This window comes from Paraburkholderia sp. GAS199, assembly GCF_050436585.1.
GTDB lineage: Bacteria > Pseudomonadota > Gammaproteobacteria > Burkholderiales > Burkholderiaceae > Paraburkholderia.
In genome coordinates this window covers 276,953-292,496 of the sequence record NZ_JBNDMM010000004.1, presented here as the reverse complement: position 1 = coordinate 292,496, position 15,544 = coordinate 276,953, and the positions used below count along the sequence as shown (strand labels likewise).

At 65.7% G+C, this 15,544-nt stretch carries 14 protein-coding genes; 1 reads left to right on the top strand and 13 read right to left on the bottom strand.

Features of this window, described 5'->3' with window-relative positions:
- Positions 1-30: 30 nt before the first annotated feature.
- The 13 genes from P3T18_RS18180 to P3T18_RS18120 form a co-directional block, all read right to left on the bottom strand.
- Positions 31-1,422, bottom strand: a complete 1,392-nt coding sequence (locus P3T18_RS18180) for a sigma 54-interacting transcriptional regulator (RefSeq protein ID WP_429301349.1) — start codon at positions 1,420-1,422, stop codon at positions 31-33.
- A gap of 10 nt (positions 1,423-1,432) precedes the next feature.
- Positions 1,433-3,298, bottom strand: a complete 1,866-nt coding sequence (locus P3T18_RS18175) for a TadG family pilus assembly protein (protein ID WP_429301348.1) — start codon at positions 3,296-3,298, stop codon at positions 1,433-1,435.
- Position 3,299: 1 nt separating this feature from the next.
- The gene (locus P3T18_RS18170) at positions 3,300-3,665 is read right to left on the bottom strand and encodes a DUF3613 domain-containing protein (RefSeq protein ID WP_429301347.1); all 366 of its coding nucleotides are present in this window, start codon (positions 3,663-3,665) and stop codon (positions 3,300-3,302) included.
- 26 nt (positions 3,666-3,691) lie between these two features.
- Positions 3,692-4,579, bottom strand: coding sequence for a tetratricopeptide repeat protein (locus tag P3T18_RS18165; protein ID WP_429301346.1), 888 nt, complete (start codon positions 4,577-4,579; stop codon positions 3,692-3,694).
- A 9-nt stretch (positions 4,580-4,588) separates the two neighbouring features.
- On the bottom strand, positions 4,589-5,611 hold the full coding sequence (locus P3T18_RS18160) for a type II secretion system F family protein (RefSeq protein WP_429301345.1): 1,023 nt from the start codon (positions 5,609-5,611) through the stop codon (positions 4,589-4,591).
- Positions 5,612-5,613: 2 nt separating this feature from the next.
- A complete protein-coding gene (locus P3T18_RS18155; RefSeq protein WP_429301344.1) occupies positions 5,614-6,699 on the bottom strand; it encodes a type II secretion system F family protein in 1,086 nt (361 codons plus the stop codon).
- Complete coding sequence (locus tag P3T18_RS18150; RefSeq protein WP_429301343.1) at positions 6,692-8,074, bottom strand: CpaF family protein; 1,383 nt, start codon at positions 8,072-8,074, stop codon at positions 6,692-6,694. The genes P3T18_RS18155 and P3T18_RS18150 overlap by 8 nt, the downstream gene beginning before the upstream one ends.
- A 3-nt stretch (positions 8,075-8,077) precedes the next feature.
- Complete coding sequence (locus P3T18_RS18145; protein WP_429301342.1) at positions 8,078-9,319, bottom strand: fimbrial protein; 1,242 nt, start codon at positions 9,317-9,319, stop codon at positions 8,078-8,080.
- A gap of 129 nt (positions 9,320-9,448) precedes the next feature.
- Complete coding sequence (locus P3T18_RS18140; RefSeq protein WP_429301341.1) at positions 9,449-10,936, bottom strand: type II and III secretion system protein family protein; 1,488 nt, start codon at positions 10,934-10,936, stop codon at positions 9,449-9,451.
- A gap of 41 nt (positions 10,937-10,977) precedes the next feature.
- Positions 10,978-11,928: a Flp pilus assembly protein CpaB gene (gene cpaB / locus P3T18_RS18135; protein ID WP_429301340.1), complete on the bottom strand. Its 951-nt coding sequence runs from the start codon at positions 11,926-11,928 to the stop codon at positions 10,978-10,980.
- Positions 11,929-12,016: 88 nt separating this feature from the next.
- The gene (locus P3T18_RS18130; RefSeq protein ID WP_429301339.1) at positions 12,017-12,514 is read right to left on the bottom strand and encodes a TadE/TadG family type IV pilus assembly protein; all 498 of its coding nucleotides are present in this window, start codon (positions 12,512-12,514) and stop codon (positions 12,017-12,019) included.
- Positions 12,511-13,011 (bottom strand): A24 family peptidase, encoded by a 501-nt coding sequence (locus P3T18_RS18125; RefSeq protein ID WP_429301338.1) that lies wholly within the window; start codon positions 13,009-13,011, stop codon positions 12,511-12,513. Before P3T18_RS18125 ends, P3T18_RS18130 begins: the two co-directional genes overlap by 4 nt.
- A 141-nt stretch (positions 13,012-13,152) precedes the next feature.
- Positions 13,153-13,329, bottom strand: a complete 177-nt coding sequence (locus tag P3T18_RS18120) for a Flp family type IVb pilin (protein ID WP_429301337.1) — start codon at positions 13,327-13,329, stop codon at positions 13,153-13,155.
- Between the two features lie 652 nt (positions 13,330-13,981).
- Here P3T18_RS18120 and P3T18_RS18115 point away from each other — a divergent pair.
- Positions 13,982-15,454, top strand: coding sequence for a collagen-like triple helix repeat-containing protein (locus P3T18_RS18115; protein ID WP_429301336.1), 1,473 nt, complete (start codon positions 13,982-13,984; stop codon positions 15,452-15,454).
- Positions 15,455-15,544: the final 90 nt, after the last annotated feature.

The window sequence follows — 15,544 nt, the reverse complement described above, 5'->3', positions numbered from 1 at the left end:
AGTTTTTGTTTTAGTACAACCGTCTCATTATTACTCACTTTCTCGGGTTTCGGGCTCCTCGTCGAAAATTTGGTACTTGCGCATCTTCTCCCACAACACCTTGCGGCTGATGCCGAGGTAAAGCGCCGTATCCTGCCGTCGCCAGCCGTTTGCGTCGAGTGCGGCAAGCACCCTATTGCGTTCCGCCATGTCCCATTTACTGCGATCGACCAGCACCTCCGCGACGCTCTCCGCCGGCACCGGCTGACTCGTGCGCGCGAGCGCCAGCAGACGCTGCAAACGCGCCGCGTCCCACGCCCCGATCTGACGCACCGTCACGCCGATTCGCTCGGCGAGGTTGCGCAGTTCGCGCACGTTGCCGGGGAAATACGTGTCGGCGACGGCGTCCGCGAGCCAGTACGGCAGATCCGGCAAACTCGAGAGCCGCTCGGAACCCACCACCTGCGAAATGAACGCCTTGAAGATGGCGATCTTGTCGACCGCGCCGCGCTCTTCCAGCGACGGAATTTTCAGTTCGATCACCGCAAGCCGGTAGTAGAGGTCGGCGCGGAACGTGCCTTCTTTCACGAGCTGCGGCAGCAGCTTGTTGGTGGCCGCCACCAGCCGGAAATCGAGCTTGACGGGCGTGGCCGAACCGATCCGCGTGACCGCGCTGTCTTCCAGCACGCGCAGCAGCTTGACCTGCTGATAAAGCGGCAGATCGCCGATTTCGTCGAGGAATAGCGTGCCGCCGTCGGCCTGTTCGAAATAGCCTTTGTGCGCGACCACCGCGCCGGTGAACGAGCCTTTCGAGTGACCGAAAAACAGCGACTCGAACAGGCCGTCCGGAATCGCCCCGCAGTTCACCGCGACGAACGGCCCCTGGCCGTAGCGCGTGTGCTTTTCGTGCAGCAGTTGCGCGATGCGTTCCTTGCCCACGCCGGTCTCGCCGTGAACCAGCACGCTGGTGTCGCAGTCGGCGAAAGTATCGACCTCGTGCAGCAGCGCCTGCATGCATTCCGAGTTGGCGATCATCGTGTCCGACTCGTGCGTCTTCGCGCTGTGCGCGCGCAGTTGCAGCACGAGCTTCATCACCATGCCGCGCAATTCCGCGCAGGTGAAATCGAGCGGCAGGATGTGCGAATAGTCGGCGGGATACGCGGCCGGATCGTGCTCGCGCGGCGCCGCGCCGACCCACACGACCGGGATACCGTGCGCCGCCTGCCAGTCGCGCATCATCAGCGCGCCGCTGTCGATCACCGAGACGCTGATGATCGCGAGCGACGGCCGCAGCGCAGTCCGTTCCGGCGAGATCGCGATATCGTCCGCGCGGATCACTTCGACATCGAAGCTCGCCATGCAGCGCGCGACCCGGTCGACGATGTCGGCCTTGCCTTCCCAGACGTAGATATCGAGTTCCTCGATTTTGGTGGTGGTTCTCATCGTGGTTAGGCTAGTTGACCAGTTGCGAAACGCCGCACGTCAGCGACATGTTGTGGACCGTGGCGACACCGATCTGCGCCCCGAGCAGGTTGAGCGTCGGGACCAGTACCGAGTCGAGCAGCGCGAAGACCGGTTGCAGCAGCGGCGTCAAGGTGGTTCCGACGAGCGTCAGGATGGGGGTGAGCAGCGACGAGATGTCGATCAGATTGCTCAGCAGCGAAATGCTCAACGTACCGGGCAAAGCGTTGAGCAGTTGCGAAGTCATGAAACCGGCTGCGCTGCCGAGGTTATTCGTGTTGACGCTCTGGCTCGAATCGAAACTGCCGGACGATCCACTGAACGTCAGCGGCGTCATGCCGGGCTGAAGCTGCAATCTCAGCGGGTTCAGCCCTATGTTCGCAACTGTCCCACTGAGAACCCCCAGCGACGCCTTGATCGACGCCACGGTGATCGGCGCCGAGCACGCCGCCGAGCTATTACCCGACAGACACAGCGTGGCAATACCCGGCGTCGTATTGATCGTTGCCGTGGTCGCAGGCTTCGTACTTTCACACCCAACCGAGCTGAGAATGCCCTGGCCGGGCGCCACGCCAACCTGGATCACGATCGGCGTGCTCACCGCCGCGATCGACACCGACAGCAACGGCGGCAAGCCAATCGTCAACGGCGGCAAGCCGACCGGCAGCAAAGTAATGGTGGCGTTCACCGCGGCGGTACGCGCCGCCGTGCGCGGCGTGGAAACGCCGCCGCTCGTGGTGTAACCCGCTTCGCCCACCGCAATCACGGGCGGATTGATGACCTGCAACGACACGCCCGCGACACCCGTCAGCCCGACCGCCGCGTTGATGATCGGCGCGTTGGCCGGCGTGCCGTCCGGGCTGCGCCTCGCCATCTGCGCGGCCACCGTCAAGGCGTCGAACGCGTTGATGTTGGCGGTCATCGCGGCGTTCGGATTGGCAAGCCCGAGCGCCAGCAGACCCGGCGCGCCCGTGCCGTTGTCGCCGAGCGTGATGTTCTGGCCGCCCGGCACCGCGACCGCCACGGTTTGCAGAATCGCCGCGTTGATCGTGTCGCCGCCGGTCTGCAAGGCCTTCACCATCGCGAGCATCAGCGTCTGATAACTCACGGTGGTGGAGAGCAAGCCCTGCATGGTCGACGCACCGAGCGCCACCATCAGGTTTTGCAGTTTGATCTGCGCGGTCGCGAGACTCTGGATGTCACCCACGCTCAGCGAAACGCTGGTTTTCAGCAGGCCGCTGAGAATCGCGTTGAGCAGCGCGGACTGCTGCGTGTTGATTGTCGCGATGCCGGTGCCGAGCGAGAACGCATCGATGTTCGACGCGTAGGCGGTCGCCGTGGCCGTCACATTGCGGCGCGGACCGAGAAAGAAATACGGCACGGTTTGCGTGGCCTGCACCTGGACCGCGTTGAACGGACTGCCGCTGGTGCCGAAATGCGTGGCGCTGGTGGTGTCCCAGCGGCCGCAGGTGGTCGTGAGCGTGGTGGTCGTACCGTTAGCCGTGAAGCCGTTGATCGAGGCGTTCTGCTGCGCGGCCGTGTTCGCGGTCGAACACGCGCCGGCCGTGCTGATGACCTGCACGCCCGCCATTGCCGCCATGTCGGCCGTGCGCTGCAATTGACGGCGCGCGAAATACACGTTGCCGACATCCAGCACGCCCAGCGCCGCGATGGCCACGCTCAGCCAGATTGCCGCCAGCACGGCGACGGCACCGCGTTCGCGACGCGTCGCGAGTCGCGTCTCGTGCCGCGATTCGTGCCGTGTCTCGTGCCGTGATTCGCGGGGCACGTCATGCCGCACGCCGGGCGTGCGCCAGCGGCGCGCGGCAAAAGCAGCGGACGATCGAAGCCGGGGCATCTCAGTAAGCGCCTGCGCCTGCACCGGAACCACCCGGCATGGACCCCGAGCCGCCGGACGAGCCGCCGCCCCCGCCGCCACTACCGCTCAGCATCGAACCGTAGAGATCGGGAATCTTGTTTTTGAACGACTCCATGTAGCGCCGATAGGCGAGCCCCGCTTCCGCGCCGAGCATCGGCTGGGCCGGCGCGGCTTCGCGATTGCTGCTCTGCAGATCAAGCCACGTGCGGGTCGCGTGACCCACTTCGCTGGCCTGCACGGCAGGCGTGTCGGTCGTCTGCGCCGTGGCGAGACTGGCCGCGCCCATCAGCATGCCGGCGCACAGCAGCGACATGACCCCTACCCGTCCCTTCGTTCCAGACTTCATTTTTCTTCCCCTGATTACCGCACCGCTCATTGCGAGAACCGCTGCAAAAGACGCGGCGCGGGTTCGATGCCCTGTGTGCCCTGCACGCTCGCGACTGTTCCCGCCGCTGGCTGTCCGGACTGTTGTTGTGATGTCTGGCCGCGCATCTGTTCGCGGCCTGCCGCGGCGACCCGCGCCGCGTCGGCGCGTATCGCCGTGCGCACGTCGGCGCCGAATTTCTGCCGGTTCATCAGCGCCAGCGCTTGTGCCTGATCGCCGCTCGCGAGCAGATACAGCGCGACGTTGCTGAGAATCTTCGTGTTGTTCTGATCGAGTTCGACCGCCTTGAGCAGCGGCACGCGCGCGCCGGCGACGTCGCCATTGCGAAGGCGCGCATAGCCGAGGTCCGACAAGGTGGACGCATTGGTCGGCGTACGCTGCGCGGCCTGCTCCAGTTGCTGCGCGGCGCGCGCGAAGTCGCCCGCGCCGCCCGCGATCAGACCGAGACCGCGGTAGCCGGCGGCGGCAAGCGGCGTGTTCAGCAATTGCTCGTAAGCGCTCGCGGCGGGCACGGTCTGGTCCGTCATGCGCAGCGCGTCGGCGCGTAGCAGAATCGTGTCGGGACTCGCGCCATACTGCTTTTCGTAGGCGTCGATGTGTGCGAGCGAAGCGAAGTAAAGCCCTTGCGACTGCATCTGATCGATCAGGCCGAGATACATGCCGGGCGTATCCGGCGCGGGCTCACGATTGGACTGCTGCTGCGCCATCGCCGCGCGCTCCGCTTGCGGCCCCACGCCATAGCCGGACGGATTGGCCGCGCAGGCGCCCAGCAACGCGAGCGTGGCGAATGCAGCGAGCGTCGTCGCACGGCGAACCGTGTGCCGCGCGCCCTGACGCGGCACGCTGGAAGAATGGGACGACAGAAGGTGTTTCATAAAAAATCCTTACCGGTGCATCGTGTGCAACGAGTGCATGACGGACAGCACGCCGGGGCCCGCGGTGATGATCATCAGCGCGGGCAGCAACGTCACGATCATCACGCCCGTCATCTTCACGGCGAGCCGGCCGATGCGTTCGCGCAGCATCGAGCGGCGCGACTCGCGCAGACGGTCGCCGAACTGTTTGAGCGGCTCCTGCACGGCGCCGCCGTGCCGGTCCACCTGAATCAGCAGCCGCACGATCGCGCGCAGATCTTCGTTGTCGTAGCTCGCCGCGAGACGGTTCAACGACTGCTCGCGCGTGCGGCCCGTCGCGAACTGGCGCTGGGCGATTTCGAGTTCGCTCGACAAAACCGGCAGCATGCTGCGGAAATCGTTGACCATGACCTGCAGGCTCTGATCGAGCGAAAGGCCCACGCCCTGCAGTAGACGCAACAGATCGACCAGCAGCGGCAATTCGTCCACCACGCCACGGCGGCGCTTCGCGGCGCGCCGCTTCAGCACGAACTTCGGCAACATCAAGCCGCAGCCCATCGCGACGATCACGAGCGCGGCGTAGCGCGGCCCCTCGAGATGCGCGCGCGCCAGCACGCCGATCACGAGCGGCAGCAGCACCGCACAAACAAGCCGTGTGACGAGAAACAGGCCGCGCGTGCGCGTGTCGACGAAGCCGCATTGTTCGAGCAGACGCCGGTCTTCCTCGGCGACGATCTGCCGGCCGAACGGTGTATCGAGCCAGCGCACGCCCGCATGCGCGAAGCGTTCGAGCAGTCCCTTGAAACCTGCCGGCGGTGCGCTGCGCGCCGCCGTTTTTGCGCCGGATTGCGCGCCCGCTTGCCCCGCCTCGGCGCTGCGCGCGGCCGCGCCGGCGAGCGCCGCGCTCTGCTGCGCGCGTTCGTCGAGCGCGTGCCGCAAGGTGCGCTCGCTGCGCCGCACCGCCGCCACGCGCGCGAGCACGACCCCGGCGATCAGCAGCAAGGCGAGCGAGGCGATGGCCAGCGCGAGAGCGGCAAGATGATTCGCTTGCATTGTCATGACCTCAGGTTGGCCAGGCGGTACAGCAGCCAGGCGCCGAAAATCTGCAAGGCGAAAGCCAGATAGACCATCTGCCGGCCGGTCGGGTCGAACCACATCGAGGCGAAATACTTCGGATTGGAAAGGATCAGGAAACCGCCGATGCCGACCGGCAACGCCGCCAGCACCCATGACGACATCCGCGTTTCCGCCGACATCGCCACGAGTTCGCGTTCGGCTTGTTCGAGGTCGCGCATGAACGACGACATGCGGTCGAGCATCACGTCGGCGCGGCCACCGTATTTGACCGACAGACGCAGCACGGAGCCGACCAGTTCGAGTTCGCGCACGCCGTAGATCACCGCGACCTGATACAGCGCGCGATCGATTTCGATGCCGGTGCGCAGCATGCGCGACACGTAGTCGAGACATTCGCGCAGCGGCGCTTCGGTGTTCTGCAGCGCGGCCTGAAACGCGGCGGGCACGCTGTTGCCGAGCGTGATCAGCCGCACGATGCCGTCGAGGAATAGCGGCAATTGCCGCACGATCAGCTGACGGCGCTTGTTGGTGCGCATCGCCAGCAGAAAATAGATGAACATCACGCAGGTGCACAGCGTCACGGCCGCGGCCAATGCGCCACCCGCCGACGCGGCCCACACGGTAGCGATCAGCACGACGCTGCCGGCGATCGCGGCGGGGCCTTTCGCGCTGGCAATGCCGGCGCGCGACAAGGCGTGCTGCGCGATGAAGCGCAGGCGCGCGTACTGGTAACGCAGTTGCGTCAGCAGGTCGGCGTCGGCGGCAGGCGGTGGCGGCGCGATCAGCACGGCCGGCGTCGCGTTGCGCGCGGCCGCGCCGCGCGGCGCGTTCGACGCGCCCGCCGCGTTGCCGGCCTGCCCGCCTGCCTGACTACCCAAGGGCGCACCCAGCGGCGCGCCGGACACGCTCATGCCGGCCGCCGGCATCGCCGACGCCATCCGGCTGTCGATATAACGTTCGACACTCACCTGGCCCTTGCGCTGGATGCCACGTTGCCACAGCAACAGGGCAAGCGCCGCGCACAAAAGCGCGAGCGCCGCGAGGACCAGAACCGCGCTAGACATTGAAGCCTCCACCGAAGCCGCCACCGCCACCACCGCCGCCGAAGTTGCCGAAGCCCGCGTTGCCGAACGCGTTGTTCGGCTCGGCGCCGCCCAGCGCCTGACGGAAGCGCGCCAGTTTCGGCGAGTGCGGATGAATGCCCAGCGACACCCAGTTGTCGAGCTCGTCGCCCTCGGCGGTCAGAACCGGCTCATAGCGATACAGCTCCTGCGTCGCGATGATGTTGTCGGACAGACCGGTCACTTCGGTGATCGAGAGAATCCGGCGACGTCCGTTGGAGAGGCGCCCGATCTGCACGATGAAGTCGATCGCGTTGGCGATCTGGCGGCGCAGGCTCGACTCGGTACCCTGGAAGCCCGCGAAACCGGCCAGCATTTCGAGGCGGTACAGACATTCGCGCGGCGAACTCGCGTGCACCGTGCCCATCGAACCGTCGTGGCCGGTGTTCATGGCCTGCAGCATTTCGAGCACTTCACCGCCGCGCACTTCGCCGACGATGATGCGGTCCGGACGCATCCGCAACGTGTTGCGCAGCAGATCGCGAATCGTCACGACACCGGCGCCGTCGAAACCGCCCGGCCGGCTTTCGAGCCGCACCACGTGCGGGTGATTCAGCGAGAGTTCGGCCGTGTCTTCGATCGTGACGACGCGTTCCGGCTCGGGAATGTGAAAGGCCAGCGCGTTGAGCAGCGAGGTCTTGCCCGAGCTCGTGCCGCCCGCCACCAGCACGTTGCAGCGCGCCGCCACCGCGGCTTGCAGCAAGGCGCCGATTTCGGGGTTGTAGGTGCCGTTGGCGAGCAGATCGTCCGGCCGCATCGGGTCCTTGCGGAACTTGCGGATCGAGACGATCGGACCGTCGATCGAGAGCGGTTCGATCACCACGTTCACGCGGCCGCCGTTGGGCAGGCGTGCGTCGACCATCGGGTTCGATTCGTCCAGACGGCGGCCGATCGGCGCGAGAATCCGCCGCACGATCCGCAGCAGGTGCGCGTTGTCGGCGAAACGCACCTGGATGCGCGTGAGAATGCCGTGCCGCGACACGTACACGTCGTTGTAGCCGTTGATCAGAATATCTTCTACGGCCGGATCGGCGAGCAGGTCTTCGATCGGGCCGAAGCCCGCCAGCTCCTTGGTCAGCGCGTCGGCAATCGAGCGCACTTCGCTTTCGTTGATGGGAATCCGGCGCAGCCGCACGAAGCTGTCCATCTCCAGGTCGACGAACTGGTTGATCGCATTGCGCGACCAGCGGCCGAACTCCGAGCCGAGCTCCTCGATACGCGTGAGCAGATGCTCGTGCGCCGCGTTCTTGATGTCCTGGAACTGCTGGCTATGCGCGAACGAAGGCGCGTCGTCGGCAAATTCGATCTCTTTTGCCATCGTCTATGACCGCTTTTGAGAGGTTGGAATGAAGCGCTTGAGCGCGCCGAGCGCCGACTTGCCGCGCACCTGCGAACTCGCGCCGGCGTCGCCGCCGAGTCTTTCGATCAAGGGTTCGAGCGCGCGCACGTACGGGTCGCGCGCGACCGTGTCGGCCAGCAGATGACCCTGGTTGACCGCCTGTCCCAGCACGACGCGCCGGTCCGGCAGCGTGGCCAGCAACGGTATCTCCAGACGCTGCGCGATCTGCGCCGCGGCGAGGCCGAGGTCGGCGTCGAACTTGTTGACGATCAGCCGCACGTTGGCGGTGTCCACGCCTTCTTCGCGCAGGCCGTCCAGCACCGTGACCGCCGAGACGATCGACGCCACGCCCTGATCGCACAGCAACCAGGTTTCGTCGGAAGCCTGCACGACGTGCGCGATGAATTCGCTGTTGCTGAAGCCGCCGAGGTCGACGATCTGCTGGTCGAAGAACGCGCGCAGGCGGTTCAGCAAACCGATCGACGACGAATACGACACCTCGCGCATGTCGGCCAGATTGGGCGGCAAGGCGGTGAGCGCGAGACCGCTCGTATGATGCGACAGCGCGGTATGCACGAAGGTCTGATCGAAGCGGCGCAGATTGCGCACGGCTTCGACGAAATTGAATTCGGCGCGGGTGTTCAGCAGCAGCGAGCCATCGCCGGCCGGCAGGCCGAGATCGAGCAAGGCGGCTTGCCGTCCCTGGGCCACGTCGCGCCGCTGCAGCATGACCGAGAGATTCGCGGCGAGCGTGCTCACGCCCATGCCGATGCGCGCACCCAGCAAGGTGGTGACGTGTCCGTGACGGCTGACCGGCTCGATCAGGTTGTCGAGCACCTGACGCGTGATGCGCAGCGCGTCTTCGGCCGGCGCGGAGAGATCGATGAAATCGCGCACGCCAGCGCGCAGCGCGGCCAGCGCACTTTCCGGCTCGGCCAGCGAACCGAGCGCGACGATCTGCAGGCTCGGATAGGCGGTGCGCACGCTGCTCGCCGCGGCACTCGCCGAAGCGGCGCGGCCGCCGGAAAAGTCGATGAAGACCAGCGACGGATTCAGCGTGGCGATACGCTGCATCAGCATCGACGGATCGAGCGTGGCGGATTCGACCACGCCCGCGCCGACCAGCGTATTGGCGAGCCAATGCACGTGCTCGTCGGCCAGCGACGCAAACACGAAATAATCGGTGACTGCTCGTTCAGTCAATGAATGCGTTCTCGCGTTCATGTTGGACACCCTCTTGCGGCATGGGCTGTAAAGCCGCCGCGTCGTACTCCTCGCCAGCGCTCGCGCGCAAGATGCGCGCAGGCTGGTTTGCTCCACAGATCCGGCGCGCCTGAACGGCGCACGCCGGCATCACTTCGAAAATCCCGGCACGGCATCGCGCGACATCACACCGCCCATGAACGAGCGCCACACCGGACCGTTGCGCTGCTCCGACTGCTCGCCCGGCGTGGACGGCAACGGTGCGCCCTTTGCAACAGGCGACACCAGATGCGGCGTTACGATGATCACCAGCTCTTTCTCGTTCTGCTGATAGCTCAGCTGCTTGAAGAACGAACCGATGATCGGCAGATCGCCGAGCATCGGCACCTTCGATACGTTCGAGGTCGTCTCGCGGTCGATCAGGCCGCCGATCACGAAACTCTCGCCGTCGCCGAGCTCGACCGTGGTGTCGGCGCGCCGCGTGGTGATGGCCGGCACCGACACGCCGCTGATCGTCACCGCGTTGGTGAAGTCGAGCTGGCTCGCTTCGGGCGCGACCTTCAGCGCGATGCGCTGCGGGTTCAGCACGGTGGGCGTCAACGTGAGACCGATACCGTACGGCTTGTAGACGATCGAAGTCGTGCCCAGCCCTTGCGGCACCGGCACCGGAATCTCGCCGCCCGCGAGGAAGCTCGCGCTTTGTCCCGACAACGCCACGAGCGTCGGCTCGGCCAGCACGCGCGCGAGGTTGTTGCTCTCCATCAGGCTCAGGTCGGCGAACAGACCTTTGGTGGCCGAGCCGAACACGAGGTTGAAGGCCGAGGCCATCGGCGAGGCCACCGCCGGTCCCAGGGTCGCGCTCGTTTCAGGATTGAACGCCTTCTGCGGCGTCGTTACCGAAGTCGCGCCGTTGGGCCCGATGGAGCCGAACGAAAACCCGTTACGCTGACTGAAAAAGTTGAAGCCGACCTGCTTGAGCACCGTGCGGCTGAACTCGACCACGCGCACCTCGACCTGCACGACCGAGCGCGTATCCACCGTCGACGTATCGAACACCGAACCGTCCTTCGATCCTGCCGCGCCGTCCTTGCCCGAGGCATCCTTCACGAGCGAGCCTTCGGCCACCACGACGGCGCGCTGATGCGCTTCCATCGTCGCCGACCGGCCGGACACCACCGCCGTGTTGCCGAGCACCTTCACGCTCGACGTATCGGGGCCGAGCAGCGTGGCGGCCGAGGCAGCGGTGACGTTCACCGTGTAGCTGAGCGGCGCGTCGCGATCGCGCTCCCACAGCATCAGGTTCGTCGTGCCCGCCGACTTGCCGACCAGCAGCACGCCGCCGCGCTTCTCGCCCTTGATGACCAGCACGTCGGCCACCGCCGGATCGCCGATCGCGACCCGCTGCAACGTATGGCCGGCCGCCAGAGACTGTTGCGCGCCGACCGTGAGGTCGATGGTCTGCGCGCCGTTCACCGGCTGCGCCTGCTGCGTCTGCTGGGTCTGCTGCGTCTGTTGCGAAGCCGGCGTTGCATGGCCGCGCTGAACCAGCGGTGCGGCTGCATCCGTCGCAGCCGATACCGCCAGCAACATCGCCCCGAGCGAAGCCGCTTTCCCGAACACAAAAATCCGTTTTGTCATGTAGTTATGGACGCGTCTGGCCGCCCGCTCCCTGAAACTGCTTACCGGGCGACCGATTCGGCGCGCCCACCCCGTATCACTTCGATACTGTTCTTTGTGTTATCCGTGCTGGCTGCCACGCGCGTCGGCTGCGCCATGCGCTGCACCGGCAGCGGCGGCACCCGCAGCGCGGCACTGCCCGCACCGGCGCTGCCCGACAGCGACTGCAACGCGACCCCGGCCGCGGCACGTGTCGAGTCCGCCTGCGCATCCGAGGCGCCGAGGTGCGCGGCCGTCTTCAGCACGCCCGGATAGACCGGCAGCGCGCTCGGGTCGATTACTTCGGTATCCTTGGGATTGCGCAATGCGAAGATGAGACGGCCGGAACTCTCGGCCAGCGTGAGACGGTCCACGTCCGCGACCGGCACGGCGAGCACCGCCGTACGCACGAGTCCGTTCGGATCGCCGCCGGTGTCGTTGGTGGTGCTCGCGTTACCGAACGCGAGCACGCGCACTTTCGACATCAGCAGACGCGCCTGGGTCTGATCGATTTCGCCGCCAGTTCCCATCGAGCCGTCGCGTTTGAGCGTGAAGAACACGTCCACGAAATTGCCCGGCCGCAGACGGTTGCCCACCGCATTGCCCTCGTCGACGCGCACGGCCAGCGCACGCTCGCCGGGTTCGATGCGCTCGGCGATGCCCGACGACAGTTGCGTCTCCAGCACCGGCGAATCGATACCGATGTCCGCGTTCGGCACGCGTCCGGCCAGTTGCGCCGGATCGGCGAACGCGCCGTTCGGGTTGATCGGCAGCGTCTGCACGCGCAAGGCGTCGACCGTGATGGCTTTGCCCGCGGGCAGCGGACGCGTGGCCACCACCACCGGGAAGCTCGCTTGCGTCACCGGCGCGACGACGGCCGGCGCCGGACGGCGCGACAGCGACCACGCGAACACGCCGAGCAGTAGTGCGAGCGCGATCAGGACACCCGCGAGAATTTTGGTCAGATTCGGCATGACGGCTCGCAGCGTCGGTTGAACAGGGCCTCGCCGCACGGGCACGATTGCGCGCGTCGACGATAAAGGCTGAGGACCGGCGCAAACATCACTGAATATTCTCCGGATTGAGTTGAACGGTGGCCGTGCTCGCCAGCGTGCTCGGCAGCGTCATGTTCAGCAGCGGCAGATTCGGCACGAACGGGTTGGACTGGTAGTTGTAGCTCAGCGCCACGGTGATGCATTGCATCGCATTGCCGGGGCCGCACGGCGCCGAGGTCGGCGTGCACGTCATCGACTGGATAATCGTGGCGGCCATCTGACTTGCCGCTGTACACGCCGCTGCGCCGCGATTGACGAGCGCGCTCTGCATGGAAGTGTTGCTCTGCCAGTTGAGCGCGGCGCGCGCGCCTTCTTCGGCCGCGAGCGTCAGGCTCTGCTGAGCAACGAAAATCAGACTGAACGTCACGATCGCGTAGAGGATCGTGAAGAAGAGCGGGAACACGAGCGCGAACTCGACGACGGTCGAACCGCGCTGCGCACGCCGACTGACGCGACCGCGACGATTGCGGACGGCACGCTGAGGCGAAGTGCGCTGATGTTTCACCGCAGGCCTCCGGCGAGCGCCTGCAGTCCGAGCCAGCCGGTCGCGGCGGCCGTGAGGCAGGCGGCGTACGGTGTGGCGGCTTTGCCCGCGAGTTCGAAAGTGGCGCCGCCCTGCCGGCCGAGTGCCGCGAGGCGCGTGCGCGTAGTGACGAGCAGCCAGAGCGCGTGAATGCCGGCCGCGAGGCTCGCGGCCATCCACAAACCGAGCAAGGCATGCATGCCGCACCAGGCGCCGAGCACGGCGAAGATCTTGACGTCGGCGGCACCCATCACGCCGAGCGCGAAGAAAGGCATCAGCGCGGCCAGACCGACGAGCGCGCCCAGCGCCGCACGCGGCACCGAAATATTGAACGGGCCGCAATGCGCGAGCGCGCAGGCGAATGCCGCCATCAGGCCGGCCAGCACAATGGAATTGGAAATACGCCGATTACGGCAGTCGCTAATCGCAACGACACCGCACCAGATAATAAATAACGGAACGCCGACAAAAACATTCATTTGGCACTCGACAGGCGAAGCAAAGCCATGCGAATTAAAATTCAATTCGCATTAAATAGAATGGCCGTGCTCTAAAAAACGCCGCGGAGAAAGGAGGCGCGGCGGCGCCGGCTTTCTCGCGGTGCGTTTAGGGCTGCTTTCTTATGCCGCCGGCGCGTGAATTGCGTTAGCGATGTCGCCCAGAACCGTGTTGAGATTGGTGCCGATGTTGCCGACCGCCACCGAAATGACCAGGACGATCAACCCCGCGATCAGGCCATATTCGATGGCCGTGACGCCTTTGCTTTCTCTCAGGAAGCGTTGTGTGAACTTTTTCATGTTGAACCCTCGGAATTAATTTTTCGTGTGTTGATGTGCTGCTCGAACGCCAGGGCTCTCTAGCGAAACGGACCATTGCTCTCTCATGCCTGGCCCTTCTCGTTGCGCTGCGATCACCCCGACTTGCAGCCGGTTTCAATAAAACAGATGACTGTTTGCTGTCTGTTCGATAACGCACCTCCAACATCAATCATTCATGCTTTTGCGTTTTATAGCCGAACAATCTTATTTAAGCAATTGTCCGCTGCCCTCCCCTGCTCTTTATGCGTTTTGCCTCCTCTTTCAGGTTAACGGCCGTTTGTGCGTTACCGCACATAGGATTAACCCTAGTTAGATTCGCTCCACTAATTAACTGTTTGAACAGCACGTTTCAAGCGAATTTGCCCCTCTCGCTGCGTTTGCGTTACGACGTTCGCCGTAACGGCGCAGGCGTCCCGTTACGTTACGAACCCCTCGCAAACGTTTAGCGAAATTAAATTAAAAGCCCGGATTACCGCCATTCGCAATTTGTGAATTGCCCGCAAAGCCTTATTGCAAAAGGCTCAGTGTGTCGCGCACAAAAAAATCCTCGTGTTGGTCTGCAGAAATGGCACGGGTCCTGCAGAGATAGGCACGCAGCAACACCTAACAACACATGCGATGCGAGGGCGACATGAACATTCAAACGACCAACACGACGGTACGGGCAACCCTGATTGCGGCGAGCATCGCCGCGATGCTTTCTCTTGGTGCCTGCGGGGGCTCCGGAACCCTGAGTTCCGGCACTGGAAGCAGCGGTAGCGGCTCGGCCGGCGGCACGCTGACAACCAGTGGCGGCAGTGGTTCGATGGGCTCGGGCGGTTCGGGAACCGGCACGAACACCGGAACGAACACGGGCACCAACACCGGCAGCAACGGAACGGGCACGGGCGGCGGCACGACGCCGGTTTCGAATGCGCTGGGAACGGTGGCCAACAATGCCAGCGGCATCGTGTCGGGCGTCGGTGCGACGGTGTCGGGTATCGGCTCGGTGATCGGTTCGCAATCGCTGCCGGGTGTCAGCGCGCAAACCACGCAGGCGGCCGGCGGTGTCGTCTCGCAGGTCGGTTCGGCAGTCTCGACGCTCGGTACTGGCGTGTCCCAAGGCCTGGGTCAGCTCGGTACCGGCAACGACGCAATCGGCACGACGGTGTCGAGCGTCGGCGGTGTGGTCGGTCATGTCGGCAACGCAGTGACGGATGCCGGCACGCTCGTGACGAGCCTCGGCAGCGGACCTCTCTCTCCGTTGTCGGCCATCACGAACCCGGTCGGCGGTCTCGTCAGCACGCTCGGCGGAGCGGTGACGAACGGCGGCAGCTCGCTCACCACGGCACTCTCGACGGGTCCGGTGCAGCAGGTCACGCAAACGCTCAGCACGGCGATCACGCCGATCACGTCGATGGTCGCCTCGACCACGCAGACGGTCGGCAACACCACGGGCCTCGGTGCCCCGCTCAACAGCCTGCTCTCGACGCTGGGCGGCGGTATCGGCAAGGCCGGCGCGCTGCTCGGCGCAACCGGCGGCAACCCTGTCACGGCGGCGCTTGGCCAGACGGTCACCGCGACGGGTACGACGGTCAGCTCGGTGGGCGGCCTCTTCACCGGCAGCACCAGCAGCAACCCGCTCGCGCCGCTCACAAGCGCACTCGGCGGTCTCACCGGCGGCACCGGCAGCGGTCCGCTCGCACCGCTCACCAGCGCGCTCACCAGCGCGCTCGGCGGCCTCACGGGCGGCACCAGCGGCGGCCCGCTCTCGTCGCTCACCGGCGCGCTCGGCGGTCTCGGCGGCGGTACGTCGGGCGGCAGCCCGCTCGCGCCGGTCACCGGTCTGCTCACCACCGTCACCAGCGGTCTGAGCAGCGCGACCGGCGGCAGCAGCGGCCCGCTCGCACCGGTCACCGGCCTGCTGACGAACCTGACCAGCACGCTCGGCGGCGCCGTGACCACAGCATCGACGACGGCCTCCACCGCAGCGACCACGACCACGTCCAGCACCACCACCGGACTGTCGTTGTCGAGCACCAGCGGCAAGAGCACGGGCAGCAACCCGCTCGCACCGGTGACGTCGCTCGTCGGCGGCTTGCTGGGCGGTCTCACGAAGAAGTAATCGCATCCGCGGCCGGGTCGTCCCCGGGTCGTCCCCGGGTCGTCCCCGGGTCGTCCATACGCCGGCCGCGATCACGAAAGCGCAGTAACC

Excerpts from the sequence above, each read along its gene's own strand:
- P3T18_RS18180 (WP_429301349.1), bottom strand. The coding sequence starts at position 1,422 with ATGAGAACCACCACCAAAATCGAGGAACTCGATATCTACGTCTGGGAA.
- P3T18_RS18175 (WP_429301348.1), bottom strand. The coding sequence starts at position 3,298 with ATGCCCCGGCTTCGATCGTCCGCTGCTTTTGCCGCGCGCCGCTGGCGC.
- P3T18_RS18170 (WP_429301347.1), bottom strand. The coding sequence starts at position 3,665 with ATGAAGTCTGGAACGAAGGGACGGGTAGGGGTCATGTCGCTGCTGTGC.
- P3T18_RS18165 (WP_429301346.1), bottom strand. The coding sequence starts at position 4,579 with ATGAAACACCTTCTGTCGTCCCATTCTTCCAGCGTGCCGCGTCAGGGC.
- P3T18_RS18160 (WP_429301345.1), bottom strand. The coding sequence starts at position 5,611 with ATGCAAGCGAATCATCTTGCCGCTCTCGCGCTGGCCATCGCCTCGCTC.
- P3T18_RS18155 (WP_429301344.1), bottom strand. The coding sequence starts at position 6,699 with ATGTCTAGCGCGGTTCTGGTCCTCGCGGCGCTCGCGCTTTTGTGCGCG.
- P3T18_RS18150 (WP_429301343.1), bottom strand. The coding sequence starts at position 8,074 with ATGGCAAAAGAGATCGAATTTGCCGACGACGCGCCTTCGTTCGCGCAT.
- P3T18_RS18145 (WP_429301342.1), bottom strand. The coding sequence starts at position 9,319 with ATGAACGCGAGAACGCATTCATTGACTGAACGAGCAGTCACCGATTAT.
- P3T18_RS18140 (WP_429301341.1), bottom strand. The coding sequence starts at position 10,936 with ATGACAAAACGGATTTTTGTGTTCGGGAAAGCGGCTTCGCTCGGGGCG.
- cpaB (WP_429301340.1), bottom strand. The coding sequence starts at position 11,928 with ATGCCGAATCTGACCAAAATTCTCGCGGGTGTCCTGATCGCGCTCGCA.
- P3T18_RS18125 (WP_429301338.1), bottom strand. The coding sequence starts at position 13,011 with ATGAATGTTTTTGTCGGCGTTCCGTTATTTATTATCTGGTGCGGTGTC.
- P3T18_RS18120 (WP_429301337.1), bottom strand. The coding sequence starts at position 13,329 with ATGAAAAAGTTCACACAACGCTTCCTGAGAGAAAGCAAAGGCGTCACG.
- P3T18_RS18115 (WP_429301336.1), top strand. The coding sequence starts at position 13,982 with ATGAACATTCAAACGACCAACACGACGGTACGGGCAACCCTGATTGCG.